The sequence below is a fragment of the Ruegeria sp. CJ2 genome (genome assembly GCF_056536745.1).
In genome coordinates this window covers 61,036-86,697 of record NZ_JBQFQF010000012.1, presented here as the reverse complement: position 1 = coordinate 86,697, position 25,662 = coordinate 61,036, and the positions used below count along the sequence as shown (strand labels likewise).

The window sequence follows — 25,662 nt, the reverse complement described above, 5'->3', positions numbered from 1 at the left end:
GTCAAGGATTGTTCAAGGCTGGCCCCTTAGTTCAAAGATCGTCACTTTGGCGGTCGTGATATGTGACACTCAGAAACAAGAGGTCTCAGATGACCCATAAAATCGCAATTCTGGGCGCTTCGGGATATACCGGCGCTGAACTGGTTCGGTTGATCGCCGAACATCCGAATATGGAAATCACCGCTTTGGCGGCCGAGCGCAAGGCGGGCCAGTCGATGGCACAGGTTTTTCCTCATCTGCGCCATATGGACCTGCCGGATCTGTGCAAGATTTCCGAAATCGACTTTTCACAAGTCGACCTGTGTTTTTGCGCGCTGCCGCATAAAACCAGTCAGGAGGTTATTCGCGATCTGCCCAAAGGGTTGAAGATCGTTGATCTGTCTGCAGATTTTCGACTGCGCGACCCCGATGAATATGAAAAGTGGTACGGCAATTCGCACGTGGCCTTGGAGCAGCAAGACGAGGCCGTCTATGGCTTGACAGAGTTCTATCGCGACGACATTCGCCAAGCTCGGCTGGTTGCAGGAACGGGGTGTAACGCCGCGACCGGCCAATATGTGCTGCGCCCACTGATCTCGAACGGAGTGATTGATCTGGACGACATCGTACTGGACCTCAAATGCGCGGTGTCGGGGGCAGGGCGTTCGCTCAAGGAAAACCTGCTGCACGCGGAGCTTAGCGAAGGGTATACCGCTTACGCAGTAGGAGGCACGCATCGGCACCTTGGAGAATTCGACCAAGAGTTTTCCGCCTTGGCGGGTCGCCCTGTGCATGTTCAGTTTACGCCGCACTTGATACCGGCGAACCGGGGAATTCTGGCGACCACCTACGTCAAAGGCGATCCTGCCAGCGTCTATGAGACATTGGTCAAAACCTATGAGGATGAACCCTTCATCCAGATGCTGCCTTTCGGCGAAACGCCTTCGACGCACCATGTAAGAGGCTCGAATTTCTGCCATATCGGGGTGGTCGCAGACCGGATCGAACGCCGCGCCATAGTCATCGGTGCCCTGGATAACCTGACAAAAGGTAGCAGTGGCCAAGCCTTGCAGAACGCCAACCTGATGCTAGGTGAAGTTGAAACCGCCGGTCTGATGATGGCCCCTCTGTTCCCGTGAGGATATCATGAAGTCACTCAAGAAACGTCGTCGCGTCCAAATCATTCTGTTGGCTGTCGTGGCCTTGGTATCCTCGACGGTGTTGATTGGTTGGGCGTTGCAGGATGGGATCAACTTTTTCCGCTCGCCCAGCGAAGTGATTGCTGAACCGCCGAAGCCAACCGAAGTGTTCCGGATCGGTGGCCTTGTCGAAGAAGGTTCCATCGTTCGTGGGCAGGGTGAAACAGTGACATTTGTCGTAACCGACGGTGGCGAAAGCGTGCCCGTTGCCTTTACGGGCGTTCTGCCAGACCTGTTTTCGGAAAATCAGGGCATGGTCGGCACCGGAAGTTACGTCAACGGTGTCTTCGAAGCCACTGAAATTTTGGCAAAACATGATGAGACCTACATGCCAAAAGAAGTGGTGGATGCCCTCAAGGAACAGGGTGTATTCCAACACGCAGACGAAAGCTGATCCAGCGGATTAGGACGTGAGGCAAATGGGCGTTGCGTCTGCACAGAAGGCAGCGCCCTTTCTCGTTTACCCATTTTAACACTTATGTCTGACCGTTCCCTCACATTTTGAAGGAGGGTGCGGTGCGAACGGTTCGACAAATCGCCACACAGATTGTGGCCCGAGAAGGCGGGTTTGTTGATGACCCCGATGACCCGGGCGGTGCAACCAAGTATGGTGTTACAATCCACACGATGCGACGCCTTGGTCTGGATCTTTCCGGTGACGGAAATGTCGGCAGAGAAGATGTTGAGTTGATCAGCAAATCACAGGCGGTCGACATATTCGTCACCCATTATTTCCAGAAGCCACGTCTGGGGATGTTACCTGAGGACCTTCAGCCTTCCGTGTTCGACATGTATGTCAACTCTGGCGCGCAAGCCATTAAAATAATGCAGGTATTATTGTCCGACATGGGGTTTTCCATAGCCGTTGACGGGGTGGTGGGACCGCAAACAGCCCACGCTGCACAAGAAGCCTCGCGGCCCGAACCCCGGGCGCTGAGAGACGCGTATGGTGTGGCGCGAAGGAACTACTATGTTCGATTGGCGGACCGTAGACCTTCGGCCAGAAAATACGCGCGGACGCGGGCAGGCGGCAAAGGTGGCTGGATACGTCGGGCCGAGGAATTTATCTCGCCTGTTTACCATTTGAGTGATGCAGAATTTCAGACAAGGGTGGCGGCATGGGGCTGATCTCCGAGATTTTGACGTTCCTGTTCGGTAGCGGAAGGAATGTTGTTCGCGAAACAACAGAGGTTTTTCGCCAGAACGCCGAGAATGCGGCTGTTCGTGATCTGAGCCTGCAACAACAGGCAATGCACCAATTCGGTGCGGAATTCAGTGTGGCGCGCAAAAGCAGGTACGATCAGACAATCGACGGGCTCAATCGTCTGCCACGACCAGCGCTGGCCTTTGGTACGCTTGGTTTGTTTATCGCCGCCATGGTTGACCCGCTTTGGTTCGCAGCCCGAATGCAGGGGATTGCTCTGGTTCCTGAACCGTTATGGTGGTTGTTGGGCGTGATCGTTTCCTTCTATTTTGGCGCGCGCCATCAGGCCAAGGCGCAAGACCTGCAAAGAGAACTCTCCGCAACTGTTCTGCGCGCGCCCAAAGTAGCCGAAAACATTAGGTTACTTGAAGGAATGCGCACCGAGGCGATAGGTTCAGCGGACCCCGGCACAGACGCGGAATTGGCCGAAAACGCGCTTTACCCCGACACAAACCGCGCACTTGAAGACTGGAGGCGTCAGCGAACCGGCTGATGCCGCGACACTATGCTCGCTCCTCAGGGGCGAAAGTGATTGGTGATCGCCCCGCATCAGGATTATATCCGGGGCCATGATTACAGAACTCGGTCACTTTACCCTGATACTCGCCTTCCTCGTCGCGATTGTTCAGACTGTTTTCCCACTGATTGGCGCGGGCTACCGTTGGACAGGCTGGATGAAGTTCGGCGAAACGGCCGCGGTCGCCCAATTCGCGTTGGTCGCATTTTCCTTTGGGGCGCTGGTCTGGGCGTTTGCGACGTCGGACTTTTCGCTGCGCATCGTGGTGGAAAACAGCCATTCGCTGAAGCCGATGCTGTACAAGATCAGCGGAACCTGGGGAAACCATGAAGGGTCGATGCTTTTGTGGGTCCTTATCGTTGCGTTGTTTGGGGCTATGGCTGCCTTCTTTGGTGCAGGTTTGCCACCCACGCTAAAGGCGCGCGTTCTGTCAGTGCAGGCCGCAATTGGTGTCGCGTTTTATGCGTTCATCCTGTTCACGTCGAATCCCTTCGACCGGCTCATCGTCGCCCCATTCGACGGGCAAGACCTGAACCCACTGCTGCAAGATCCGGGTTTGGCGTTTCACCCCCCATTTTTGTATCTTGGCTATGTGGGCCTGAGCATGGCCTTCAGCTTTGCCGTTGCCGCCTTGATCGAAGGGCGTATCGACGCGGCATGGGGCCGTTGGGTCCGACCATGGACCTTGGCAGCCTGGATATTCCTGACCATTGGCATCGCTTTGGGATCGTGGTGGGCCTATTACGAATTGGGCTGGGGTGGTTTCTGGTTCTGGGACCCGGTTGAAAACGCCTCGTTCATGCCGTGGCTTTTGTCGGCGGCCTTGTTGCACTCGGCCATCGTCGTTGAAAAACGCGAAGCCTTGAAAAGCTGGACGATTCTTCTGGCCATCATAGCCTTTGGCTTTTCTCTTATCGGAACATTTATTGTCCGATCCGGCCTGCTGACATCGGTTCATGCCTTCGCGAATGACCCCGAACGCGGTGTGTTCATCCTGTTCATTCTCGTGATCTTCATCGGCGGCGCGCTGACCGTGTTCGCGGCACGCGCACAGGCGATGGAGGCGAAGGGCGTCTTCGGTATGGTCAGCCGCGAAAGCGCGTTGGTTCTTAACAATATCCTGCTGGCGGTAAGCTGCTTTGTCGTTTTCTTCGGAACCATGTGGCCCATGGTTGCGGAAATGGCGTTTGACCGGAAGCTGTCTGTTGGTCCTCCGTTCTTCAACGCGGCCTTTACGCCGTTCATGATTGCCTTGGGAATAGCCCTGCCAGTTGGGGCCATGCTGCCATGGAAACGCGGCAAGATTGCGAAAGCCGCGTATTCTTTGCGCTTTGCCTTTGTTCTGGCGGTCGCGCTGGCGCTGTTGGTCTGGGCAATGCAAACCGGGCGCAGCGCGCTGGGGCCCGCAGGTCTGTTCCTGGGCGCATGGATAACCTTTGGCGCGGCCGTAGACCTTTGGAGCCGAACGGGACGCAACGGAAATCTGTCACGCTTGTTCCGCCTTCCCGGTGCGGATTGGGGCAAAGCCGTCGCACACACAGGTCTGGGCGTTACCATGTTTGCCATAGCGGGCCTTACCGCATGGGAGGTTGAGGATATCCGCGTCGCGCAACCGGGAAAACCGTTTGATGTTGGGCAGTTCACGTTCACATTGGAAGACGTCCGGCGGGTAGAGGGACCGAACTACTTCTCAACCATGGCCGAAGTTCTGGTGGAAAAGGACGGACGACCCGTTGCAACCCTATACCCAGAGAAACGAGACTACCCGGTTGCCAGAATGCCCACCACCGAAGCCGCGATCGACTATCGTTTCCTGCGCGATGTGTATGTCGTGATCGGTGATCAGCAGGCTGATGGCGGTTGGGTGATGCGAACCTATATCAAACCTCTGGCCAATTGGATTTGGGGGGGATGTATCCTTATGGCCCTTGGTGGCTTTATCAGCTTGTCAGACCGCCGGTTCCGTGTGGCCGCAGGTGCTCGCAAGGCCCCATCGGGCGGAGTACCCGCAGAATGATAAGGCTGTTTTTGATCCTCGCGTTTTTTGCCTCGCCGCTCTGGGCGGTTCAACCGGATGAAGTTCTGGACGACCCGGTTTTGGAACAACGAGCGCGGGACCTGAGCACCGGTTTGCGGTGCTTGGTATGCCGAAACGAGAGTATTGACGAAAGCAACGCCGATCTCGCCCGTGACCTGCGCCTGTTGCTAAGGGAAAGGCTGGTGGCAGGTGACACCGATGATGAGGCGATTGAATTCATCGTGGATCGTTACGGTGAGTACGTTCTGTTGAAGCCGACCACGTCAGGGGCAAACATCGTGTTGTGGCTGGCCGGTCCGATCATGTTGCTGATTGCGGCAGGTCTGGGGTTGGGCTTTTTGCGCAAGCGGTCAAAGGCGCAACAGACCTCGGGCGGTGACGCCCTGACCGACGCGGAAAAAGAGCGGTTAGAACAAATTCTTAAAGACTGACGTTTCGTCGGGCTTTTCCTCCCAGGGTAATTGAGTCAGGGTCGCCGCAAATCCAGAACGAACGGGAGGAACGCATGGACTACGAAACGCTGCTTTTGGACGTTGCCGATGATCTGGCAGTAGTCACCTTGAACCGGCCAGACAAAATGAACGCGATGACTGCGCTGATGCGGGCCGAAGTCACGCATGCCATGAAACACGCAGCGCGCAATGCGCGAGCTGTTGTTCTGACGGGTGCGGGTGACGCATTTTGTTCCGGTCAGGATTTGGGGGATTCCTCAAGCACAGGCAAAATTGATCTGGAGCGGACTCTACGCGATGAGTATGAGCCGATGCTCGAGACGGTCTATAACTGTCCGGTTCCGACTATTGCGGCGGTGAACGGTGCGGCGGCTGGGGCAGGGGCGAACCTTGCGCTGTGTGCCGACGTCGTGATTGCGACGGAAAGCGCGTATTTCCTGCAGGCGTTTGCGCGCATTGGGCTGCTGCCCGACGCGGGTGGCACATGGTTCACACCTCGGCAAATGGGTTTTGCCAAGGCCATGGGTGCAGCCCTTTTCGCCGAAAAGATCAGCGCACAGCAGGCGGACGACTGGGGTTTGATCTGGGAAGCCGTTCCCGATGACGAATTCGAGGCGCATTGGCGCAAGCGCGCAGCCTACCTTGCCAAAGGTCCTACCGCCGGGTTTGGAGCCATCAAGCAAGCAATCCGGGGCACCTACGACAAAACGCTGAGTCAGCAACTGGAAATCGAGGCGCATCTGCAAGGCGAATGCGGACGATCTCGTGACTTTGCCGAAGGAGTGGTGGCCTTCATGCAAAAACGCCCTCCGAAATTCGAGGGGCGCTGAACCTTAGGCACGGCGACGGCGGCGTGTCCTGCGTTCGGGCACGGCGTCTTCACCGGTGCCGTCCGAGGCTGACGAAAACGGCCCCAATGCATCGGTAATCTGATCCAGAGTAGGGCGTGAACCACGTGAAGTGGTATCAAGGGCCTCGCGCATCTTTCGCAGGTGCGCTGGCATGGTGCCGCAGCAACCGCCAATAATCGTTGCACCGGAATCGCGCGCCATCGCAGCATATTGCCCCATCAACTCGGGCGTGCCGTCATAGTGGATATGGCCGTTGACGTATTTCGGGATGCCTGCATTACCCTTTGAGATCACCGGGCGCTCGGTCCCTTGGGCCACAAAACCAAGAACGGTGCGCAGGATGTCAGACGCACCGGTGCCGCAGTTCGCACCAAATGCGACAGGTGGATTCGGCAGTGTTTCAACCAATTGGGCCAAGTCAGCCGAGGTGACGCCCATCATGGTCCGCCCGGCGGTGTCAAAGCTCATCGTACCACACCAGGGCATGTCAGCCATTGCAAAGGCTTCGGCCGCGGCCCGAAACTCTTCAGGGGCACTGATCGTCTCAAGCCATAGAACATCGGCGCCACCGGCCTTCAACGCTTCGGCCTGTTCGTGGAACATCTCGACCGCACCAGCATGAGACAGGCTGCCGACCGGTTCCATAATCTCACCCGTAGGACCAACCGAACCAGCAACGATTACGGGGCGTCCGGCTTTGTCCGCGACTTCGCGACCCAGTTCAGCACCGACCTTGTTCAGCTCGGCCACACGGTTTTTGGCATCGTGCAGCTTCAAACGTGCCGAGGTTCCGCCGAACGTGTTGGTCAGAAACAGATCACTGCCTGCATCGACCGAGCCTTGATACAGCGCGGTTATCTTTTCGGGCGCATCCACGTTCCACAGCTCGGGGGCGTCGCCGGATTGCAAACCCATATTGAACAGGTTTGTTCCCGTGGCACCGTCGGCCAGAATCGTATCCTTGGTTTCCAGAAATGTGTTGAGCGCGTTTGTCATTGGGGTTTTCCAGATGTCGGCAGAGCCGAAAAAACTAAGATGCCCCGTCTCTCATGGACGGGGCATCAAATCAAATTCATAAATCTCATGAAGATCATGAGTTGGGCATTGGCCTTACTGAGTTTCGCTCAGAACCTGCGCTTTGGCCTCTGGCAGAAGTTCGGCCATTTTTGCGCGGATTTCTTCGTCGGATGACAAAGAGCCAAGGTCGCCGGACACTTTGCGGACCACATCTTCGTGGCCTACTTCTTCCATATCCGCGATTACGACGGTTTTGGCATAATCTTCAGCCTCAGCACCGGATTTGCCCAGCTTTTCTGCGGCCCACAGGCCCAAAAGCTTGTTGCAGCGCGCCTGTGCCTTGAACTGCATCTCTTCATCATGCGCAAACTTGGCTTCAAAGGCGTTTTCGCGTTCGTCAAACGTGGTCATTGGTTAGGGACCCCTTGGATTACATCTTCTTAATTGATGATATGACTATAGCCGCGCCCGGACGCAAGGTATTTGCGCTGCGTCAAAGCCCCTCGGGTCGTCGAACTTGCGGGAAAGAGGGGCTTGGACTATGAGAGCGCCAAGAAGCAGGGGAAATCCCCGGCTCAACAGTCTGGAAGGGTCGCTTATGGCGCGTCGCAAGAAAATCTACGAAGGCAAAGCCAAGATTCTGTATGAAGGCCCGGAGCCGGGCACAATCGTTCAGTATTTCAAGGATGACGCCACCGCGTTCAACGCGGAAAAGAAGGATGTCATCGACGGTAAAGGCGTTCTGAACAACCGACTGAGCGAATTCTTCATGAACGGCTTGAACCAGATCGGTGTGCCGACCCATTTCATCCGCCGCCTCAATATGCGCGAACAACTGGTTCGTAGCTGCGAGATCGTGCCCCTTGAAGTGATCGTGCGCAACTATGCGGCCGGAACCATGTCCAAACGCCTTGGCATAGCAGAAGGAACGCAATTGCCGCGTCCTATTGTTGAGTATTGCTATAAGGATGACGCTCTGGGTGACCCTCTGGTGACTGAAGAGCACATTGCAGCATTCGGTTGGGCCAGCCAGCAGGACATGGACGATATCCTTAGCCTCGCATTGCGTGTGAACGACTTCATGAGCGGCATGATGCTGGCAGTGGGTATCCGTCTGGTCGACTTCAAGATCGAGATCGGCCGCGTATTCGAGGGCGATTTCCAACGCCTGATCGTTGCTGACGAGATCAGCCCGGATAGCTGCCGCCTGTGGGATATCGAAACGGGCCAGAAATTGGACAAGGACGTATTCCGCCGTGATCTGGGCAGCCTGACGGATGCCTATTCCGAGGTGGCCCGTCGTCTGGGCGTTCTGCCCAAAAGCAACGTGACCAAGCCGACGCTTATTAATTGACGTGACGGCCCCTAGCTAAACCTGAAACGCCGCACCTGAATGCGGCGTTTTTTGTTTACCGACGATCCTGCGGCAAACTGCGTGCGGACAAGGGTTGTCGAAATGCAAAAGGCGCGCTATCCCCCGCGCAACGGAACGGGCCGTGACCGATGGCCCTTAGCTGGAGTTGCAGGAATGAAAGCACGGGTGCATGTGATGCTCAAGAACGGGGTTCTGGACCCGCAGGGTGAAGCGGTGCGTCATGCATTGGGCGCTATGGGTTTCGACCAGGTCGAAGGCGTGCGTCAGGGCAAAGTGATCGACCTGGAACTGGCCGAGGGCGCGACCGAGGCTGACGTGACCCAGATGTGCGAAAAGCTGTTGGCCAACACGGTCATCGAACGCTACGAGATCGAACTGGTCTAAGCGGATGCGGGCTGCGCGTTTGATCACTTACCGCCAACCGTTGGAATTGGCCTCGATTGCTGATCCCGAACCGGGTGAGGACGGGGTCGTTCTGCGCGTGCTGGCCTGTGGTGTGTGCCGGTCCGATTGGCATGCTTGGTCTGGCGCGGACCCCGATGTAATTTTGCCGATGACCCCTGGCCATGAATTTTGCGGCGAGGTGGTCGCGGTCGGCTCCCGTGTCAGCCGGTGGAAAGTTGGTGATCGTGTAATCGCGCCTTTCATTCTGGCGTGTGGGCATTGCCCGGATTGCGCACAGGGCCATCAGACGATCTGTTCCGATCAAGTCGTGCCCGGTTTTACCTGTGATGGCGCTTTTGCTGAATTTGTCGCGGTTGCCCACGCTGACGCCAACCTGACAGCGCTGCCCGATACGATGGCATCGGAAATCGCCGCTGCGTTGGGCTGTCGCGTGACGACAGCGTGGCAGGCTTTGGTCGGGCGGGCGCAGTTACAAGGCGGCGAATGGCTTGCGATTTTTGGAGGTGGCGGCGTCGGCATCTCGACCCTGTTGCTGGGCAAGGCGTTGGGTGCGCGTGTGATCGTCGTTGATATAGATGATGAAAAACTGGCCTACGCCAAAGGCCTTGGTGCGGATGCCGTGGTGAATGCCGCAACCAGCAACGCGCCCGAAGCGATCAAGGACATCACCAGTGGCGGCGCTCATGTCGCGATCGAGGCGCTGGGGATCGAAATCACCACCGTCGCTGCCATGAAATCCCTGCGCAAGCTGGGTCGCATGGTTCAGATCGGAATGCCCGCCGGACCACATAGCAACATGACCTTGCCGATGGACGTGCTCTATTCCGGGCAGTTGGCCGTGTTTGGCACGCGTGGAATGCCAAGTTGGCGCTATCCTTCACTTTTGTCGTTGATCGCAGGGGGCAGTGTTGATCTGATCCCGCTGGTGACACGTCAGATTTCACTGTCTCAGGTAAGTGAAGAACTTGCCGCCTTTGATCATCCAACGCCCCCCGGCGTTGCCGTGGTCACTGATTTTTCGCATTAGGAGGCCCCGCAATGCGCGCAGCAGTCATCGTATTCCCCGGATCAAACTGCGACCGGGATCTGGCCGTGGCCTTTGAACAGGCAGGCTTTCAGGTTGATATGGTCTGGCACAAAGATGCCGCCTTGCCCGAGGGCATCGACATTGTTGGCGTGCCCGGTGGTTTCTCCTACGGTGATTATCTGCGCTGCGGTGCGATCGCCGCGCAGTCGCCGATCTGTCAGGCGGTCGTGGATCACACGCAGCGGGGCGGCTACGCGCTGGGAATTTGCAACGGTTTTCAAATTCTGACCGAGACAGGCATCCTGCCGGGTGCTTTGCTGCGAAACGCCGGCCTCAAATATATCTGCCGCACTGTCGGCCTGAAGGTCCAGACCAGCGCCAGCGCGTTTACCGAAGGGTATAACGCTGGGGATGTGATCGGGATTCCGATTGCGCACCACGATGGTAACTATTTCGCGGATGATAACACGTTGGCTAAACTGCGGGATCAGGACCGTGTGGCGTTCACCTATACCGAGAATCCAAACGGTTCGGTTGGTGACATTGCTGGGATCCTGTCCGAAAACCGCCGCGTGCTGGGCATGATGCCGCACCCGGAACGTGCGGCGGACCAAGGTCACGGCGGAACCGACGGAACGGCATTGTTCCGCGCATTGTCGGGCGTACTTGCACCCGCATGACTTGAGGTCGCAGACAAGCCCGCGTAGTTTCCGGGTATGAGTTCCGATGATCGCTCTGGGTGGGCTTCACTGCAAAAACCTTTCCGCGGCGCGCCATTAGGTTGGCGCCTGCGTGTTGCGGTTTCCATTCTGCTGATTGCAACGGTTGCAACAATCTGGGTAACCAACAGGTTGCTGACAGACCGGTTCACGGAATCGACGCGCAATCGGGCGGAACTGCGCCTGGCCCTGTATTCCGGCAACCTGCTGAGTGAATTGCGCAGGAACGCAATTGTTCCACAGCTTCTGGCGCGGGACCCAACGCTGATCTCGGCATTGCAATCCAGCGATTTTTCGCTTTCAACACAGCGTCTTATATCGTTTGTGGAAGAGATCGGCGCGGCATCGTTGATGTTGCTGGACAGTGATGGGCGAACTGTTGCCGCCACAGATCGCAGCAGATTGGGTGAGGCACACCGGAACTCTCATTACTACGTAGATGCGGTGCGCGCGAATTCCACCATATTCACCGTGATCCAGAATGAAGCCGGCTCTTACAGCTTCATTTACTCGCGGCGTATGGATGCCGGTACTGATACCCTTGGGGTCATCGTTGTCGAAGTCGATCTGCAAAAGTTCGAACGTGCCTGGGCGGGTATTTCCGATGCTGTGATGGTGGCGGACAGCACGGGTACGATTATTCTGTCGACCGAACCGAAATGGCGGGGGCTGGAAGAAAGCGCAGCACTGGTGCGGCAACCACCCGAAGGCGCGATTGAGCGCGCCATCCGCGCGACAACCGATTGGACGGCACTGCCACCGGATGCCTATCTACAGGGCGAAGCCGTGATGCGATTGGATACACGGATTCCGTTCCGGGGCTGGCAAATGACCTCGTTCACGACTTACGCGTCCATTCGGGACAAGGTGAACAGCGTCATCGCGCTGGAAATCATGGGATTTGCGATTCTTCTGGCGCTTGCGTTCTATGCGCTCAGTCGTCGGGCGACGTTCCGGATGGCGCTGTTCCAGCGCGAGTCGGCAGAGCTTCGCGCATTGAATACACGGCTACAGCGGGAAATTGCTGAGCGTGAGCGGGTCGAAAAGACGCTTGAAGTGGCAGAGCAGACGCTTGCGCAAAGCTCGAAACTTGCGGCTTTGGGGGAGATGTCGGCGGCCGTCAGCCACGAGCTGAATCAACCATTGGCTGCAATGAAGACCTATCTGGCGGGCGCACGCCTGCTGCTGCGCCGCAACCGCCCCGAAGAGGCGCTGGCCAGCTTTGGCCGCATCGACGGTCTAATCGAGAGGATGGGGGCCATTACCCGACAGCTAAAATCCTACGCCCGCAAGGGTGCGGATGCGTTTTCCCCTGTAAATCTTGGCGAAGCGCTGGCCTCGGCCCTGTCGATGATGGAACCGCAATTGCGACAGCGTCATGTTAAGATCACGCAAATTCTGCCGGAAGAACCCGTGTTTGTGATGGGGGATCGGATGCGGATCGAACAGGTTATGGTGAACCTCTTGCGCAATGCGCTGGACGCCACCAAATCTGTAACTGAGCCAGATGTCGAAATAATTCTGGCCGTGGGCGACATGGCGGTGTTGACTGTAAGGGATAACGGTCACGGGATCGAAGATATCGAAAACCTGTTCGAGCCCTTCTACACCACCAAACAGCCCGGCGACGGCGTTGGGCTGGGGCTTGCCATCTCGTCCGGGATCGTGAACGACCATGGCGGACGGCTGACCGCGCGCAACAGCCCGAACGGTGGTGCGGTGTTCGAAATGCAGCTGCCGAGACTAGGAAGCGACGGCCTTGAGGCCGCGGAATAACGGGGAAAGCCTATGGCACAAGCCATGAAGATTGCCATCGTGGACGACGAACAGGACATGCGCCAGTCGATCAGTCAGTGGTTGGCATTATCTGGATATGACACGGAAACCTTTTCCAGCGCCGAAGATGCGCTTAAGGTTCTTGGGCCTGAATATCCGGGTATTGTCATTTCCGACATCAAGATGCCGGGCATGGATGGCATTCAATTGCTGAAAAAGCTGATGGGTGCGGACAGCACTCTGCCAGTGATAATGATCACCGGCCACGGCGATGTTCCCATGGCGGTCGAGGCTATGCGGGTCGGAGCCTTCGATTTCCTTGAAAAGCCGTTCAACCCGGATCGGATGTCTGAACTGGCAAAGCGCGCCAGCAACGCGCGGCGCCTGACGCTGGACAACCGCGCCCTGCGACGGGAATTGTCGGACGGCACACAGATCATGAATAAGCTGATTGGCGCCAGTCCAGTGATGGATCGCCTGCGCGAGGATATTCTTGATCTGGGCCAGGCCGATGGTCACGTCCTGATTGACGGCGAAACGGGAACGGGAAAGACGCTGGTGGCTCATGCCTTGCATGCCGTTGGCAGCCGGGCCGGTAAGAAGTTCGTTTTAGTGTCTTGTGCAGCACTTGAAGAAGAGGCTCTGTCCAAGCGTTTGTTTGGGCCGATGATGCCAGAAGACGCTCAACTGCCCGCGATCGAAGAGGCGCGCGGCGGGACTTTGGTACTGGAAGATATCGAAGCCCTGAGCGACACGTTGCAGGCACGGCTGCTGAGCGTGATGAACGATCAGGGAACTCCGGCCGAAACAAGGATCATCGCAATTTCAAACCTTCAGGAGGCTGGTAAGACCAGCGAGGATGTATTGCGCCCGGATTTGTTCTACCGTTTGGCGGCGTTGCGGATCACCATGCCTCCGCTACGGCAGCGTGGTGAGGATATCCTGACCCTGTTCACCCGTCTGAGCGAACAATTTGCAGAAGAATATGGCTGTGATGCGCCTCAGGTCAGCGCACAGGAAGCAGCGCAATTACTGCAGGCCCCTTGGCCGGGCAACGTGCGTCAGTTGATCAATATTGCCGAGCGTGCCGTTCTGCAATCGCGCCGCGGATCGGGCACCATTGCGTCGCTGCTGATGTCGGATCACGAAGAGATGCAGCCGGTGATGACGACCGAAGGGAAACCCTTGAAGGAATATGTCGAGGCCTTTGAGCGCATGTTGATCGACAACACGATGCGCCGTCACAAAGGTTCGATCGCGTCCGTGATGGAGGAACTGTGCCTGCCACGGCGCACCCTGAACGAGAAAATGGCCAAATACGGGCTTCAGCGTTCCGATTATCTGTAGAAGCGAGGAGGGGGCCAGCCCCCTCTTGAGCCTTTGGCTCAATTCACCGCCGAAGTATTTTTGAACAGAAGAAGGTTTGGATGCGCGCTTGGAGGCGTTGCTATGCAGTTTGCCCATTGTCTTTTCCACAGGACTGCTTTTATTGTACCCGGACGGGCCGGGCCCTTTTGCGCCCCCAAGTCCCGAATCTTTGAGTTTCGCTGCAATGCCGCAGGTGGTGACAACCTCCCACACAGGCAACGCAGACCGATTGTGCCCCGTAATGGGGCAGTTGAACGCCTGACCCCGTGGATGCGGGTGAAAGGAATAAATGGGCAGGCAGCGTTGGATCGCGCCTGTCGGAGAAGAACCGCGATGACGCGCGCGCAACGATTGACTATACGGGCAGGGGGCCACAGCGCCGGACCCTGCCGCGCGCCGTCCGAAATCGCCCTGACAAGACACCACCCCAAAAGCGCCTGTCCCCCCGGACGGGTAAGGACAACGCGTTTGGCGCGGTGCACCAAGGACACATGGCTAAGAAAATGCTTATCGATGCCACCCACGCGGAGGAAACCCGCGTTGTGGTGGTCGACGGAAACAAGGTCGAGGAGTTCGATTTTGAATCCGAGAACAAACGCCAGCTTGCTGGCAACATCTATCTTGCAAAAGTAACACGGGTCGAGCCGTCGCTACAGGCGGCCTTTGTGGATTATGGAGGGAACCGGCATGGTTTCCTGGCGTTTTCCGAGATCCATCCGGATTACTACCAGATACCTGTCGCTGATCGCGAAGCTCTTATGGAAGAAGAGCGTGCTTATGCAGAAGCGTTGAAGGCACGGGACGAGGCGGAAGAGTCCAAGCCGAAAAAACGCCGCTCGCGCTCGCGGAGCAAGGCCGCTGACGTAAAGACAGATGACGCGGTCGAAACGCTTGATGTTTCCAACGAGCCGACGGGTATGGAGACCATTGACCTCGGCGACGGTGAAGAAAATCCCGATCTCGATGTCCCCGAGGGTACATCTCCTGCCGATCGCGTGGCCGAGACGCCTGTCGAAGAACCCGTTGATGATGCGCCTGATGCATCTGAAGACACGGCGGCCGAGGGCGTAGAAGCTGAGGCTGATGAGACTTCGGAGACCGAGCAGCCAGAAACGGCCACCGAAACGCCAGACGAAGAAGGTGCAGCCGAGGAAACCTCTGACGGAGAGGGTGAATCGGACGATACTGAACCCGCAGCCGCCGAGGTTGAGGAAGCGTCGTCAGAAGGTGAAGCCAAGGACGATACGGATGAGGCGGAAGCCCGCGCTGATGCGACGGCCAAAGACGATTCCATCGAATCCGTCGCGGATGAGGATGACAGCGAGGACATTCGACCTCCACGGAAACCGCGCCCACGTCGGTACAAGATTCAGGAAGTCATCAAGGTTCGTCAGGTTCTGCTGGTGCAGGTCGTGAAGGAAGAGCGTGGTAACAAGGGCGCTGCTCTGACGACATATCTGTCCTTGGCCGGTCGCTATTGCGTTCTGATGCCAAACACCGCGCGTGGCGGCGGCATCAGCCGTAAGATCACTAATGCGCCGGACCGCAAGAAGCTGAAGGAAATCGCTGCCGAGATTGACGTGCCAACCGGCGCGGGCCTGATCATTCGGACCGCAGGGGCCAAGCGTACCAAATCCGAGATTAAGCGCGACTATGAGTATCTTCAGCGGATGTGGGAGCAGATCCGCGAGTTGACGTTGAAATCCATCGCGCCCGCGAAAATCTATGAGGAAGGCGACCTGATCAAACGGTCGATCCGCGACCTTTACAATCGCGAGATCGACGAGGTTCTGGTCGAAGGCGAGGGCGGATACCGCATCGCCAAGGACTTCATGAAGATGATCATGCCGTCCCACGCCAAGAACGTGAAGCGGTATGAGGATTCGTTGCCTCTGTTCGCGCGCTATCAGGTGGAAAGCTATCTTGCTGGGATGTTCAACCCGACGGTTCAGTTGAAATCCGGCGGCTATATCGTGATTGGCGTGACCGAAGCGCTGGTGGCGATCGACGTGAACTCGGGGCGGGCGACCAAGGAAGGCTCGATCGAGGAAACCGCGCTCAAGACCAACCTTGAGGCGGCCGAGGAAGTCGCGCGTCAGTTGCGCCTGCGCGACCTGGCTGGTCTGATCGTCATCGACTTTATCGACATGGACGAGCGCAAGAACAACACGGCTGTTGAAAAGCGCCTGAAGGACAAGCTGAAAACTGACCGTGCGCGCATTCAGGTGGGTCGAATTTCCGGCTTTGGCCTGCTGGAGATGAGCCGTCAGCGTCTGCGGCCCGGTATGTTGGAGGCAACGACGCAGCCGTGTCCGTCCTGCCATGGTACTGGCCTGATCCGCTCGGACGACAACATGGCGCTGACCATCTTGCGCCAGATCGAAGAGGAAGGCACCCGCCGCCGTTCACGCGAAGTATTGGTACGCTGCCCGGTCAGTATCGCGAATTTCCTGATGAATCAGAAGCGCGAGCATATCGCGCAGATCGAGGCGCGTTATGGTTTGTCGGTGCGGATCGAAGGTGATGTGCATCTGGTCAGCCCTGATTTCTCGTTGGAGAAGTTCAAGACCGCAAGCCGTATTGTGCCCGAAGCCAGTGCGCCGGTTGTGTCCGTCGATGCGTCCTTGATGGACTTGGTGGATGCTTCTGACGAGGAGCAGGTTGAGGACGAAGCGCCTCAGGCTGAGGATGAGACAAAGCCCAAGCGCAAGCGTCGCCGCCGCCGTCGCAAGAAGAACAACAACTCGGGCGACGCGCCTGAAGCAAATGGTGAAGAGGGCGAGGAGGCACCGGCTGACTCTTCGGAAGAGTCCGAGGCAGAAGTTGTTGCCGATGACACGGCTGAGGAAGAAAAACCAGCCAAGCCAAAACGCCGCCGTTCACCTCGTCGTAAGAAAAAAGACCCCGAAACGGCTGAAGTTTCTGAGGAAAGCGAGGCTTCGGATACCAGTGAAGTGGTTGCTGAAGAGGCCGCTGACCCCGAGACGGCGGAGCCTCAAACCGCTGAGAGTGAAACTGTAGCTGAGGTTGAAGCTGAGGCTGAGGTTGAAGCCACCGGTGAACCTGAACCAGAAGCCGAGGCGGTTTCAGAAGAGGTTGTGGAGTCGGTTGCAGAGCCCGTGGCAGCAGCATCAGAGGAGCCGACTCAGGAGCCAGAACCGGAAGAGCCCGCGGCAGAGCCGGTGTTGGAAGTGGTTGCCGAAGAACCCGAGGCGCCTAGTGAACCTGCCAAACCCAAACGTCGTGGGTGGTGGTCTCTGGGGCAATAACCAGATCAGGCGGGTCGCATGGCCCGCCTTTTTTCTTAGGAAATTGCGATTTTTGTCAGTCTGATTTCTGAATGACGTAGACTTGGTGCCCGTCGGATTCCTCTTGCGAGACCAGCACATGGCCACTCTCGGCGCAGAAATGTGGAACGTCAACGATAGCAGCAGGGTCATCGGCCAGCATGCGAAGCAAAGAGCCTTTCGGCATGGATTTCAATCGCTTACGTGCTTTGAGCACGGGAAGGGGGCATAACAGCCCCAATGCGTCGAGTGTTTCCGGCGAGTCTGACATACCGATCAAATATTTCCAGTTTTGCCGGGTGTCCAGCATGCAACCACGAGGATGTGACCGAATTGCCCCGTGACGTCGGCGGAGTCATAACATATGTGCTGAATCATGTTCGGAATTGACATCATAGACGCAGGCCTTCTGCCTGCCATGTTCATAGCGATGCTGGGTGGCCTGATCAGCTTTCTGTCGCCCTGCGTTCTGCCAATCGTTCCGCCTTACCTGGCGTATATGAGCGGCGTGTCCATCAACGACATGCAGGACCAAGCGCAGGCGCGCCGCAAGGCGACCCTGACGGCCCTGTTCTTTGTTCTGGGCCTTTCCACGGTATTCCTGCTGTTGGGATTTACAGCGTCCGCCTTTGGCGCGTTTGTTCTCAAGAACCAGGTTCTATTCGCCAAACTGTCCGGCGCGGTGGTCATCGTCTTTGGCCTGCATTTCCTGAACGTATTTCGAATCCCGTTTCTTGACCGAGAGGCCAGAATCGAAACCGGGGACTCCGGTGGCTCGGTCTTTGGCGCCTACATTTTGGGGCTTGCGTTTGCCTTCGGGTGGACGCCCTGCATTGGCCCTCAGTTGGGCGCTATCCTGTCGCTTGCGGCTTCCGAGGCGTCAGTGGCACGTGGAACGCTGTTGTTGGGGGTATACGCAGCGGGACTGGGGATTCCCTTCCTGCTGGCGGCGATGTTCCTCAACCGCTCGATGACGGTGATGAACAAGATCAAACCCCACATGGCGACGATTGAAAAAGTCATGGGCGGCTTGCTGTTGTTCGTGGGCATCATGCTGATCACCGGCCTGTTTACCGAGTTCAGCTGGTGGTTGCTGGAAGCTTTCCCGGCGCTGGCAAATTTCGGGTGATGACCTGATCTGTCTTACCTTGTCGGTAATGCTGCGGTAACTTGCGTGGCAAAAGGTAAGATCATGAGCAGTCAGGCCAAACAATCAAGGGTTCGCACACGCCGGGTTTTCTACATTCCCGGCTACGACCCGATCCATCCGCGAAGGTATCGAGAGTTGTATCGCAAGGAAGGCGCGGTTCAGGCCGAACTTTCGGGTTACGACTTGTCCGTATCGGCCAAGTCGGGCGAGGGGCCATACGGTTGGCACGTGCGCTCGGAACAAGATGGTGAGCACATCCAGAGCGATATCGAGGTTCTGGTTTGGTCTGACATCGTTCGGGAAAGCATGTCGAATTCGATCCTCGCGACCTATTTGCAAATGGTGCAAACCGCGTGGATTTACATTTCTACCGGAACCCTTTGGCGGCTGATGCGGTTGCGCAAAGGTCCGGTGATTGCCGCACTGTATCCGGTGGCCATGCTACTGCTGCAACTGGGCTTGGCGTTGGGGGCAGCGTGGGCTTTGACGGTTGTTCTCATGCCAGTTACCTCGTGGTTCGCGGTCGCGCCCGGAGTTCTGCTTGCCTACGGTCTGCTGAGGTGGTTTCGGAAGGCGGACAACAAGCTGTTCGCTTATTACCTGATGCACGACTATGCCTATTCCGCATCTGAAAACGGGGTGACGCCAGCCGCGCTTGAATCTCGCCTGTCGGATTTCAGTGCGCTGATAGCAAGAGCTCTGGAAACGGATGTGGACGAAGTGCTGGTTGTCGGCCACAGCTCGGGGGCGCATCTTGGCGTCAGTGTGCTGGCCGAGGTTTTGCGATCAACGGATCGACCGGCGAAAGGACCAGAGCTTTCATTTCTGACTTTGGGTCAGGTCGTTCCGATGGTTTCCTTTTTACCTGATGCGCATGGTCTGCGCTCTGACCTTCGCTATCTGTCTCAGCGGGATGATCTTACATGGCTGGACGTTTCTGCGCCGGGAGACGGGTGTTCATTTGCGCTCTGCGATCCGGTTGCAGTTTCGGGGGTTAGTACGGAAAGCTCGAAATGGCCGCTTGTTCTGTCGGCTGCGTTCACGCAAACACTGTCGCCCGAGCGCTGGAAGGAACTGAGGTGGCGTTTTTTCCGCCTTCACTTTCAATACCTTTGTGCGTTTGATCAGGTGGGAACGTATGACTACTTTCGGATTACCGCCGGCCCAATGACATTGGCACAAAGATATGAAGGCCGTGCACCATCTAAGTCACGGATCGCTGTCCCCGTTTCAAAGTTCAGGTCGGTGCAGGCATGACGCCGCCTAAGCCGGCTGCACGTCCCGACAAGGTGTCGCTTTGGCGATACCTCAAGCTTTTCCGAAAGGACATATTGTCCGCGCAACCCCACCGTTTGTATCGGGCGTGGATGGCTGAGTTTCGAACGCCATTCTTCAGATCATACTTGATAAACCAACCGGAACTCATTGAAAGGGTGCTGAAAAAGGACCCTGACGATTTCCCAAAATCAGAACGGATCAGCGAGGGCTTGCGCCCGTTGCTGGGGAACTCGGTGTTCCTGACCAACGGTGAAACCTGGAAGGGCCAGAGGCGTATCATAGACCCGGCGTTTGAAGGCGGCCGGTTGAAAGACACATACCCGGCGATGTTGGATGCCGCGAATGCCGCGGTCGAACGGCTGAGACCTCATGTCGGCACAGAACTGGAGTGCGAGAAATTCACAAGCTATGTGGCGGCTGATGTAATTTTCAGAACTCTGTTCTCTGTCCCGATCGAACATAAAATCGGCACAGAAGTCTTTAATAAGTTTCGCAGATATCAACGCGCGCAACCTCTGGTGAACCTCGCAGCCTTCGTTCCGTTGCCAAGATGGGTCCCACGGTTTCATTCATCTGAAACCAAACGAAACGCCAGGGAAATCAGGTCTCTGATTGAACGGTTGACGGCTGACCGGGCCAAACAAATCGCCGCTGGGTGCGCTCCGGACGACTTGGCGACCAAAATCATGACGACACCCGACCCAGCAACAGGGCAATGTTTTGGACAAGGCGAAATGGTGGATCAGGTTGCGATCTTTTTCCTGGCCGGTCACGAAACCAGCGCCTCTGCGTTGGCCTGGACCCTGTATCTGCTGGCCCAGTATCCAGAATGGCAAGACAAGGTGGCCAACGAAGCGCAAAGCCATCCCGACCAGAATTTCACGACCATGCCCCGACTGAAACTCAGCCGGGATGTGTTTCGCGAAGCATTGCGGCTGTACCCGCCAGTTCCGATGATGGTCCGGGAAAATACCTGTCCACAGACATTCAGGGACCGGAAAATTCAAGAAGGCTCGCAAATTGTTATCAGCCCTTGGCATTTGCACCGGCATGAGCGGCTGTGGCAAAATCCGGATGCGTTTGATCCGGCCCGATGGGGCACCGAAAACGGACGTTCGTGTCAGCGCGATGCTTTTATTCCTTTCTCGGCTGGGGCCCGCGTGTGCCCTGGCGCAGGATTCGCGATGATCGAGGGGCCTTTGTTGCTCTCTATGCTTCTGAAATCCTTTCGGTTTGAGCTGATAGAAGGGCGCGAACCTGTGCCGATTGCCCATCTAACAGTCAGATCAAAAGATGGTATTTGGTTGCGCGTGCGTGAGCGCTAAACAACTACCAACATCCGACGCCTTGCTGTATGCGGTTGAAAACAGCGGAATCATTTCGAACGGGAAAGTCTTATGTCCAAATCTGAACAGCGCGAACAAATGTCTAGCGGGGCGGGCTTCATTGCCGCTCTGGATCAAAGTGGCGGTTCAACCCCCAAGGCACTGGCGCTTTATGGGGTCGAGGCTTCGGACTATTCCTCGGATGAAGAGATGTTCGGCGAGATCCAGAAGATGCGCGCGCGGATCATTTTGGGAAGCGATTTCACAAAGGACAAGGTGATTGGCGCGATCCTGTTTGAACGTACACTGTCCGAACAAATCGACGGACGCCCCGTCGCCGACTACCTGTGGTCGATCAAGGGGATCGTCCCTTTCCTCAAGATTGACAAAGGGTTGGAGGACGAAGCGAACGGCGTTCAGATGATGAAACCGATCCCGGGCCTCGCCGACACGCTGGCAAAGGCGGAGGGTGTGTTTGGCACCAAAGAACGTTCGGTCATTCATGAGGCAAACGCCGAGGGTATCGCCGCAGTTGTTGCCCAGCAGTTCGATGTCGCCCGCGAGGTTGTCGCCGCTGGAATGGTTCCGATTGTTGAGCCTGAGGTGAACATTAACTCGGCAACCAAGGCCGAAGCCGAAGACATCCTGAAAGCTGAAATCCTGAGGAATCTGGACCAGTTGCAGGATGGGCAGGATGTGATGCTGAAGCTGACCATTCCCAGCCAGGCCAACCTGTATGACGACGTGGCCGATCACCCGCGTGTGGTCCGCGTCGTGGCCTTGTCGGGAGGATACTCGACCGAACAAGCCTGTGATCTGCTGGATCAGAACGACAAGATGATCGCGTCTTTCTCACGCGCCTTGACCGAAGGTCTGTCAAAGCAACAGTCCGATGCGGAGTTCAACACCGCGTTGGGCGGAAACATCGACAAGATTTTCAAAGCCTCCGTCTAAGATCGGTCAGCTTAGGGGTTTCGTGAAATCGCGGCGCAGTTGCGCCGCTTTTTCTCGCATGATGCAATCGGCAGCGTGGTCGTTTACCAGACCCATCGCCTGCATGAAGGCAAATACCGTGGTTGGCCCCACGAACTTCCACCCGCGTTTCTTAAGGTCTTTCGACATCGCAATGGATTCCGGGGATGTTGAAACCGTTTGTGGATTTTCAGGCGTTTCAGCCTCAAACCTCCAGGCATAAGCAGCAAGGGATCCTTCTGCGGCAACCAACTCCTGAGCACGCCGGGCATTATTGATTACCGCTTCGATTTTCCCGCGATGGCGAACGATCCCTTCGTCCTGAAGCAGGCGCTCAACGTCAGCCTCACCAAATTCGGCCACCTTGTTGAAATCAAAGTGCTTAAACGCGTTTCTAAAGTTCTCTCGCTTGGACAGGATAGTGCGCCAGCTTAGACCGGACTGAAAACTCTCAAGACACAATTTTTCAAACAACCGCCGGTCATCCGCCACCGGATAACCCCATTCCTGATCATGGTAGTCAAAAAACTCTGGCGCAGAGCTGCACCATGCGCAGCGTGGCTTTCCGTCTGGTCCGACTACTGTCTTGCTCATCGCGTGTACCCTTTTTGTTCCTCTCAACCTTAGTAAAGTTTGTACGAAAAACACAACCGTTTTCGGTCAGGATCGGTACCAGTTCAGAATGAACACGCGGATGGCCGAGGCAAGCCCAACGTCTGGATCACGCGCCACATCAATTTCCGCCGCTAACGCGTTGATCGGAGTGTTTTTAGACTTGGCAATATCCCTGAACGCCAGCCAAAATTCATCCTCCAACGACACGGACGTCCGATGCCCTTTGAGCGTTAGTGAGCGTTTGACGGGACGACCGCTCATTTGTCCAACTCGTGATTATCGAGGTCCGCGCGTTGCTTGTCCTGTTGTTTTTGCAGGACTTCTTTCTCAGCCTTGCCGCGCCCAAAAGCGACAGAGTTCTGATCCGCGCGGGCTTTTTTCTCAGCCCGCGCTTTTTCTTTTCGATACCGGTTGAGGTTAACCGGTTTTCCCATCAGCTTTTGGGTCCGATCATGTGTTCAGGACGGACCACAGCGTCAAAGGTCTCTTCATCGACAAACCCAAGGGCGATTGCTTCTTCCTTGAGGGTCGTGCCATTTTTGTGGGCCGTTTTCGCGACGGTCGTGGCATTATCATACCCGATCGTTGGGGCCAACGCGGTCACAAGCATCAGAGATTCTTTCATCAGCTTTTCGATCCGCGGCTCGTTGGCCTGAATGCCCATCAACATGCGCTCGGTAAAGCTGTCGGCGGCGTCACCCAACAACTGAATAGACTGCAGCAGGTTGTAGGACATCATCGGGTTATAGACGTTCAGTTCAAAATGGCCCTGGCTGCCTGCGAATTTGATCGCGGCATCGTTGCCCATCACATGGGCGGCAACTTGGGTAATCGCTTCGGCCTGGGTCGGGTTTACCTTGCCCGGCATGATAGATGACCCTGGCTCATTTTCCGGCAGGATCAGTTCGCCCAGGCCCGAGCGGGGACCGGACCCCAGCAGACGGATGTCATTCGCGATCTTATAGCAACTGCCTGCAATGGTCGCCAAAGCGCCGGACAGGAAGACCATCGCGTCATGCGACGCCAAAGCCTCAAACTTGTTGGGGGCGGTGACAAAGGGCAGGCCGGTGATTTCCGCCATATTTCCGGCGACAGCCTCGCTCCAGCCGTCATGTGTGTTCAGGCCAGTTCCGACCGCCGTACCGCCTTGGGCCAGTTCATAAATTCCCGGCATTGCCGCCTTGACCCGTTCAATTCCTTGACGAATTTGATGCGCATACCCACTGAATTCCTGACCCAGAGTCAGAGGCGTGGCATCCTGTGTATGCGTGCGCCCGATCTTGATGATCTCGCTGAATTCCTCGGATTTCTGCTCGAGACCCGACGCCAGTTTTTCCAGTCCGGGCAGCAGAACGTCGCGCACGCTCATGGCGGTGGCAATGTGCATCGCGGTCGGGAAAGTGTCGTTGGACGATTGACCCATATTGCAATGATCGTTGGGATGAACCGGGTCCTTGGAGCCGATTACGCCGCCCAAGATCTCAATCGCGCGGTTTGCGATCACCTCGTTCGAGTTCATGTTGGACTGTGTGCCTGACCCGGTTTGCCAGACGACCAGCGGAAAGTTGTCGTCAAACTTGCCCTCGATAACTTCGCCAGCGGCCTGAATAACCGCGTCTGCGATCTTGGCATCCAGCTTGCCAATCGCCTTGTTTTCCATAGCACAGGCTTTTTTGATCACACCAAGCGCACGAACGATGGCGACAGGTTGCTTTTCCCACCCAATCGGAAAATTCATGATCGAACGCTGAGTTTGCGCGCCCCAATATTTGTCGGAAGGAACCTCCAGCGGGCCAAAGCTGTCGGATTCGGTGCGGGTCTGAGACATCGGTCACTCCGTCGTGTATACAGTCGTATGCCGTTTACCTGCGGCATCGCCGCCATGCAATCGGCCAGTTGCGCGCACCTTAAACTTAGGGAATGGAAAGGTATAGATAAGTGCGTGCCTGATTTTTCTTGAACCGATGACAATTCGCGCCATTGTCTGTGCCACCGGGTAGGCTAAAATGAACGGATCATAAATTTGGAGGTTAAGGTGGCCCAATTGACACGGCTTCACCCCCTGAAATTCTTCGCCGGTATCACAGGCATTGCTCTATTTGTTATCTTTTTCAGCTTTCAGGCCCGCGCTGCGGACATAGAGCAATTTGTTGGTGACTACGTTGGATCAGCAAATGTTGTGGATCAGGACGGCAGCGAAACACCGCGGGACATGAGTGTGTCGATCCATGACACCAAGAACGGCTTTAACGTCAGTTGGAAAACCACGACCTATAAGCTGGATGGCCGTGTGAAAGAGCAATCCTTTTCGATTGATTTCAAAGAATCCGAACGGCCGGACGTTTATTCCGCCGCCATGAGACGGAATGTCTTTGGCCACGAGGTCCCATTGGATCCGATGCAGGGCGAGCCTTTTGTATGGGGCCGGATCGAAGGGGACACGCTGACTGTGTTTTCGTTGTTCATTGACGAAAACGGCGGATACGAGCTCCAACAATTTGATCGGACACTGGCCGAGGGCGGACTGAACCTTTCATTTTCAAGGTTCCGCAACGGGATTAAATCCCGGTCGGTGGAAACCTTTCTGAAACGTCAGTAGCAAAAGCTAATAAGCTATTACTTGCGGAAGCTGTCCAGCGACACGACATCTGCGTCCTGGTGGTCTTCGGGCTCTTCCACCTCGATCGTTTCCTCAGCGATATGCGGAGTTTCCTCGTCGTCATCCGGGCTTTCAAAGCGAAGTCCGAATTCGACCGATGGGTCCACAAATGTCTTGATCGACGCGTAAGGAATATACAGCGGCTCTGGGGCATCCCCAAAGTTCAGCGTAATGGCGAAACCGTTGTCGCCAACCTCGAGGTTTTCGAACCAGTGCTGCATGACGATGGTCATTTCGTCGGGGTAGCGCTCGCGCAGCCAGTCCGCAAGTTCGACACCATCGTGGCCCGTGTCAAAGGTAATGAAGAAGTGATGCGCACCGGGCAGGCCGCTTTGGGAAACTTCTGTCAAAACAGTCTTGATAAGGCCGCGCATGGCGGTGTGCATCAAGTTGCCATAATCAATGTCCTGCGACATGTGCCATCCTCAAAAGTGATTGCCCCAAGCATA

General features: G+C 56.4%; 27 protein-coding genes. 19 read left to right on the top strand and 8 right to left on the bottom strand.

Features of this window, described 5'->3' with window-relative positions; translation table 11 throughout:
* Nucleotides 1–89: 89 nt before the first annotated feature.
* The 7 genes from argC to ACR0MS_RS16775 all read left to right on the top strand — a co-directional run bounded on the left by argC (nucleotide 90) and on the right by ACR0MS_RS16775 (nucleotide 6,219).
* On the top strand, nucleotides 90–1,118 hold the full coding sequence (argC, locus tag ACR0MS_RS16805) for an N-acetyl-gamma-glutamyl-phosphate reductase (protein ID WP_480575790.1): 1,029 nt from the start codon (nucleotides 90–92) through the stop codon (nucleotides 1,116–1,118).
* Nucleotides 1,119–1,125: 7 nt separating this feature from the next.
* Nucleotides 1,126–1,572 (top strand): cytochrome c maturation protein CcmE, encoded by a 447-nt coding sequence (ccmE, locus tag ACR0MS_RS16800; protein WP_480575787.1) that lies wholly within the window; start codon nucleotides 1,126–1,128, stop codon nucleotides 1,570–1,572.
* A 122-nt stretch (nucleotides 1,573–1,694) separates the two neighbouring features.
* On the top strand, nucleotides 1,695–2,306 hold the full coding sequence (locus ACR0MS_RS16795; RefSeq protein ID WP_480575784.1) for a holin-associated N-acetylmuramidase: 612 nt from the start codon (nucleotides 1,695–1,697) through the stop codon (nucleotides 2,304–2,306).
* The gene (locus tag ACR0MS_RS16790) at nucleotides 2,297–2,875 is read left to right on the top strand and encodes a holin family protein (protein ID WP_480575781.1); all 579 of its coding nucleotides are present in this window, start codon (nucleotides 2,297–2,299) and stop codon (nucleotides 2,873–2,875) included. The genes ACR0MS_RS16795 and ACR0MS_RS16790 overlap by 10 nt, the downstream gene beginning before the upstream one ends.
* Nucleotides 2,876–2,951: 76 nt before the next feature.
* Nucleotides 2,952–4,916 (top strand): heme lyase CcmF/NrfE family subunit, encoded by a 1,965-nt coding sequence (locus ACR0MS_RS16785; protein WP_480575778.1) that lies wholly within the window; start codon nucleotides 2,952–2,954, stop codon nucleotides 4,914–4,916.
* Nucleotides 4,913–5,368: a cytochrome c-type biogenesis protein gene (locus ACR0MS_RS16780; RefSeq protein WP_480575775.1), complete on the top strand. Its 456-nt coding sequence runs from the start codon at nucleotides 4,913–4,915 to the stop codon at nucleotides 5,366–5,368. Before ACR0MS_RS16785 ends, ACR0MS_RS16780 begins: the two co-directional genes overlap by 4 nt.
* A gap of 74 nt (nucleotides 5,369–5,442) precedes the next feature.
* On the top strand, nucleotides 5,443–6,219 hold the full coding sequence (locus ACR0MS_RS16775) for an enoyl-CoA hydratase-related protein (protein WP_480575772.1): 777 nt from the start codon (nucleotides 5,443–5,445) through the stop codon (nucleotides 6,217–6,219).
* A gap of 3 nt (nucleotides 6,220–6,222) precedes the next feature.
* On the opposite strand, the gene bmt is transcribed toward ACR0MS_RS16775, so the two are convergent.
* Nucleotides 6,223–7,236 carry a betaine--homocysteine S-methyltransferase gene (bmt, locus tag ACR0MS_RS16770; RefSeq protein WP_480575768.1) on the bottom strand — a complete coding sequence of 338 codons (1,014 nt, stop codon included), beginning with the start codon at nucleotides 7,234–7,236 and terminating at the stop codon, nucleotides 6,223–6,225.
* A gap of 114 nt (nucleotides 7,237–7,350) precedes the next feature.
* The gene (locus ACR0MS_RS16765) at nucleotides 7,351–7,668 is read right to left on the bottom strand and encodes a DUF1476 domain-containing protein (protein ID WP_480575765.1); all 318 of its coding nucleotides are present in this window, start codon (nucleotides 7,666–7,668) and stop codon (nucleotides 7,351–7,353) included.
* A 187-nt stretch (nucleotides 7,669–7,855) separates the two neighbouring features.
* Between ACR0MS_RS16765 and purC the strand changes: the two genes are divergently transcribed.
* From purC to ACR0MS_RS16730, 7 genes are all read left to right on the top strand, one after another.
* Complete coding sequence (purC, locus tag ACR0MS_RS16760) at nucleotides 7,856–8,611, top strand: phosphoribosylaminoimidazolesuccinocarboxamide synthase (RefSeq protein ID WP_171121706.1); 756 nt, start codon at nucleotides 7,856–7,858, stop codon at nucleotides 8,609–8,611.
* Between the two features lie 174 nt (nucleotides 8,612–8,785).
* Complete coding sequence (gene purS / locus ACR0MS_RS16755; protein WP_170683997.1) at nucleotides 8,786–9,016, top strand: phosphoribosylformylglycinamidine synthase subunit PurS; 231 nt, start codon at nucleotides 8,786–8,788, stop codon at nucleotides 9,014–9,016.
* A gap of 4 nt (nucleotides 9,017–9,020) precedes the next feature.
* Nucleotides 9,021–10,064, top strand: coding sequence for a zinc-dependent alcohol dehydrogenase family protein (locus ACR0MS_RS16750; RefSeq protein ID WP_480575762.1), 1,044 nt, complete (start codon nucleotides 9,021–9,023; stop codon nucleotides 10,062–10,064).
* A gap of 11 nt (nucleotides 10,065–10,075) precedes the next feature.
* On the top strand, nucleotides 10,076–10,744 hold the full coding sequence (purQ, locus tag ACR0MS_RS16745) for a phosphoribosylformylglycinamidine synthase subunit PurQ (RefSeq protein WP_480575758.1): 669 nt from the start codon (nucleotides 10,076–10,078) through the stop codon (nucleotides 10,742–10,744).
* 36 nt (nucleotides 10,745–10,780) lie between these two features.
* Entirely contained in the window at nucleotides 10,781–12,559 is a 1,779-nt protein-coding gene (locus ACR0MS_RS16740) for a sensor histidine kinase (RefSeq protein WP_480575755.1), read from the top strand.
* Nucleotides 12,560–12,571: 12 nt separating this feature from the next.
* The gene (locus tag ACR0MS_RS16735; RefSeq protein ID WP_171125158.1) at nucleotides 12,572–13,906 is read left to right on the top strand and encodes a sigma-54-dependent transcriptional regulator; all 1,335 of its coding nucleotides are present in this window, start codon (nucleotides 12,572–12,574) and stop codon (nucleotides 13,904–13,906) included.
* A 512-nt stretch (nucleotides 13,907–14,418) separates the two neighbouring features.
* Complete coding sequence (locus ACR0MS_RS16730) at nucleotides 14,419–17,196, top strand: Rne/Rng family ribonuclease (RefSeq protein WP_480575751.1); 2,778 nt, start codon at nucleotides 14,419–14,421, stop codon at nucleotides 17,194–17,196.
* A gap of 55 nt (nucleotides 17,197–17,251) precedes the next feature.
* Here ACR0MS_RS16730 and ACR0MS_RS16725 read toward each other — a convergent pair whose 3' ends face one another.
* Nucleotides 17,252–17,485 (bottom strand): sulfurtransferase TusA family protein, encoded by a 234-nt coding sequence (locus ACR0MS_RS16725; RefSeq protein WP_480575748.1) that lies wholly within the window; start codon nucleotides 17,483–17,485, stop codon nucleotides 17,252–17,254.
* Between the two features lie 105 nt (nucleotides 17,486–17,590).
* On the opposite strand from ACR0MS_RS16725, the gene ACR0MS_RS16720 reads away from it, so the two are divergent.
* The 4 genes from ACR0MS_RS16720 to ACR0MS_RS16705 all read left to right on the top strand — a co-directional run bounded on the left by ACR0MS_RS16720 (nucleotide 17,591) and on the right by ACR0MS_RS16705 (nucleotide 21,921).
* Entirely contained in the window at nucleotides 17,591–18,343 is a 753-nt protein-coding gene (locus tag ACR0MS_RS16720) for a cytochrome c biogenesis CcdA family protein (protein WP_480575745.1), read from the top strand.
* 63 nt (nucleotides 18,344–18,406) lie between these two features.
* Nucleotides 18,407–19,621: a hypothetical protein gene (locus tag ACR0MS_RS16715; RefSeq protein ID WP_480575742.1), complete on the top strand. Its 1,215-nt coding sequence runs from the start codon at nucleotides 18,407–18,409 to the stop codon at nucleotides 19,619–19,621.
* Nucleotides 19,618–20,967 carry a cytochrome P450 gene (locus ACR0MS_RS16710; protein ID WP_480575738.1) on the top strand — a complete coding sequence of 450 codons (1,350 nt, stop codon included), beginning with the start codon at nucleotides 19,618–19,620 and terminating at the stop codon, nucleotides 20,965–20,967. Before ACR0MS_RS16715 ends, ACR0MS_RS16710 begins: the two co-directional genes overlap by 4 nt.
* 72 nt (nucleotides 20,968–21,039) lie before the next feature.
* On the top strand, nucleotides 21,040–21,921 hold the full coding sequence (locus ACR0MS_RS16705; protein WP_480575735.1) for a fructose bisphosphate aldolase: 882 nt from the start codon (nucleotides 21,040–21,042) through the stop codon (nucleotides 21,919–21,921).
* A gap of 6 nt (nucleotides 21,922–21,927) precedes the next feature.
* Here ACR0MS_RS16705 and ACR0MS_RS16700 read toward each other — a convergent pair whose 3' ends face one another.
* From ACR0MS_RS16700 to fumC, 4 genes are all read right to left on the bottom strand, one after another.
* Nucleotides 21,928–22,533: a DNA-3-methyladenine glycosylase I gene (locus ACR0MS_RS16700; protein ID WP_480575732.1), complete on the bottom strand. Its 606-nt coding sequence runs from the start codon at nucleotides 22,531–22,533 to the stop codon at nucleotides 21,928–21,930.
* A 66-nt stretch (nucleotides 22,534–22,599) separates the two neighbouring features.
* Nucleotides 22,600–22,815 carry a ribbon-helix-helix domain-containing protein gene (locus ACR0MS_RS16695; protein ID WP_480575729.1) on the bottom strand — a complete coding sequence of 72 codons (216 nt, stop codon included), beginning with the start codon at nucleotides 22,813–22,815 and terminating at the stop codon, nucleotides 22,600–22,602.
* A complete protein-coding gene (locus ACR0MS_RS16690) occupies nucleotides 22,812–22,988 on the bottom strand; it encodes a DUF4169 family protein (RefSeq protein ID WP_480575726.1) in 177 nt (58 codons plus the stop codon). Before ACR0MS_RS16690 ends, ACR0MS_RS16695 begins: the two co-directional genes overlap by 4 nt.
* Nucleotides 22,988–24,382: a class II fumarate hydratase gene (fumC, locus tag ACR0MS_RS16685; protein ID WP_480575722.1), complete on the bottom strand. Its 1,395-nt coding sequence runs from the start codon at nucleotides 24,380–24,382 to the stop codon at nucleotides 22,988–22,990. Before fumC ends, ACR0MS_RS16690 begins: the two co-directional genes overlap by 1 nt.
* Nucleotides 24,383–24,616: 234 nt before the next feature.
* Here fumC and ACR0MS_RS16680 point away from each other — a divergent pair, with 234 nt between their 5' ends.
* Nucleotides 24,617–25,153 (top strand): hypothetical protein, encoded by a 537-nt coding sequence (locus ACR0MS_RS16680; protein WP_480575962.1) that lies wholly within the window; start codon nucleotides 24,617–24,619, stop codon nucleotides 25,151–25,153.
* Nucleotides 25,154–25,170: 17 nt separating this feature from the next.
* Here ACR0MS_RS16680 and ACR0MS_RS16675 read toward each other — a convergent pair whose 3' ends face one another.
* Entirely contained in the window at nucleotides 25,171–25,629 is a 459-nt protein-coding gene (locus ACR0MS_RS16675; RefSeq protein ID WP_480575719.1) for an SspB family protein, read from the bottom strand.
* Nucleotides 25,630–25,662 lie beyond the last annotated feature (33 nt).

Excerpts from the sequence above, each read along its gene's own strand:
- argC (WP_480575790.1), top strand. The coding sequence starts at position 90 with ATGACCCATAAAATCGCAATTCTGGGCGCTTCGGGATATACCGGCGCT.
- ccmE (WP_480575787.1), top strand. The coding sequence starts at position 1,126 with ATGAAGTCACTCAAGAAACGTCGTCGCGTCCAAATCATTCTGTTGGCT.
- ACR0MS_RS16790 (WP_480575781.1), top strand. The coding sequence starts at position 2,297 with ATGGGGCTGATCTCCGAGATTTTGACGTTCCTGTTCGGTAGCGGAAGG.
- ACR0MS_RS16785 (WP_480575778.1), top strand. The coding sequence starts at position 2,952 with ATGATTACAGAACTCGGTCACTTTACCCTGATACTCGCCTTCCTCGTC.
- ACR0MS_RS16780 (WP_480575775.1), top strand. The coding sequence starts at position 4,913 with ATGATAAGGCTGTTTTTGATCCTCGCGTTTTTTGCCTCGCCGCTCTGG.
- ACR0MS_RS16775 (WP_480575772.1), top strand. The coding sequence starts at position 5,443 with ATGGACTACGAAACGCTGCTTTTGGACGTTGCCGATGATCTGGCAGTA.
- bmt (WP_480575768.1), bottom strand. The coding sequence starts at position 7,236 with ATGACAAACGCGCTCAACACATTTCTGGAAACCAAGGATACGATTCTG.
- ACR0MS_RS16765 (WP_480575765.1), bottom strand. The coding sequence starts at position 7,668 with ATGACCACGTTTGACGAACGCGAAAACGCCTTTGAAGCCAAGTTTGCG.
- purC (WP_171121706.1), top strand. The coding sequence starts at position 7,856 with ATGGCGCGTCGCAAGAAAATCTACGAAGGCAAAGCCAAGATTCTGTAT.
- purS (WP_170683997.1), top strand. The coding sequence starts at position 8,786 with ATGAAAGCACGGGTGCATGTGATGCTCAAGAACGGGGTTCTGGACCCG.
- ACR0MS_RS16750 (WP_480575762.1), top strand. The coding sequence starts at position 9,021 with ATGCGGGCTGCGCGTTTGATCACTTACCGCCAACCGTTGGAATTGGCC.
- purQ (WP_480575758.1), top strand. The coding sequence starts at position 10,076 with ATGCGCGCAGCAGTCATCGTATTCCCCGGATCAAACTGCGACCGGGAT.
- ACR0MS_RS16740 (WP_480575755.1), top strand. The coding sequence starts at position 10,781 with ATGAGTTCCGATGATCGCTCTGGGTGGGCTTCACTGCAAAAACCTTTC.
- ACR0MS_RS16735 (WP_171125158.1), top strand. The coding sequence starts at position 12,572 with ATGGCACAAGCCATGAAGATTGCCATCGTGGACGACGAACAGGACATG.
- ACR0MS_RS16730 (WP_480575751.1), top strand. The coding sequence starts at position 14,419 with ATGGCTAAGAAAATGCTTATCGATGCCACCCACGCGGAGGAAACCCGC.
- ACR0MS_RS16725 (WP_480575748.1), bottom strand. The coding sequence starts at position 17,485 with ATGTCAGACTCGCCGGAAACACTCGACGCATTGGGGCTGTTATGCCCC.
- ACR0MS_RS16720 (WP_480575745.1), top strand. The coding sequence starts at position 17,591 with ATGTTCGGAATTGACATCATAGACGCAGGCCTTCTGCCTGCCATGTTC.
- ACR0MS_RS16715 (WP_480575742.1), top strand. The coding sequence starts at position 18,407 with ATGAGCAGTCAGGCCAAACAATCAAGGGTTCGCACACGCCGGGTTTTC.
- ACR0MS_RS16710 (WP_480575738.1), top strand. The coding sequence starts at position 19,618 with ATGACGCCGCCTAAGCCGGCTGCACGTCCCGACAAGGTGTCGCTTTGG.
- ACR0MS_RS16705 (WP_480575735.1), top strand. The coding sequence starts at position 21,040 with ATGTCCAAATCTGAACAGCGCGAACAAATGTCTAGCGGGGCGGGCTTC.
- ACR0MS_RS16700 (WP_480575732.1), bottom strand. The coding sequence starts at position 22,533 with ATGAGCAAGACAGTAGTCGGACCAGACGGAAAGCCACGCTGCGCATGG.
- ACR0MS_RS16695 (WP_480575729.1), bottom strand. The coding sequence starts at position 22,815 with ATGAGCGGTCGTCCCGTCAAACGCTCACTAACGCTCAAAGGGCATCGG.
- ACR0MS_RS16690 (WP_480575726.1), bottom strand. The coding sequence starts at position 22,988 with ATGGGAAAACCGGTTAACCTCAACCGGTATCGAAAAGAAAAAGCGCGG.
- fumC (WP_480575722.1), bottom strand. The coding sequence starts at position 24,382 with ATGTCTCAGACCCGCACCGAATCCGACAGCTTTGGCCCGCTGGAGGTT.
- ACR0MS_RS16675 (WP_480575719.1), bottom strand. The coding sequence starts at position 25,629 with ATGTCGCAGGACATTGATTATGGCAACTTGATGCACACCGCCATGCGC.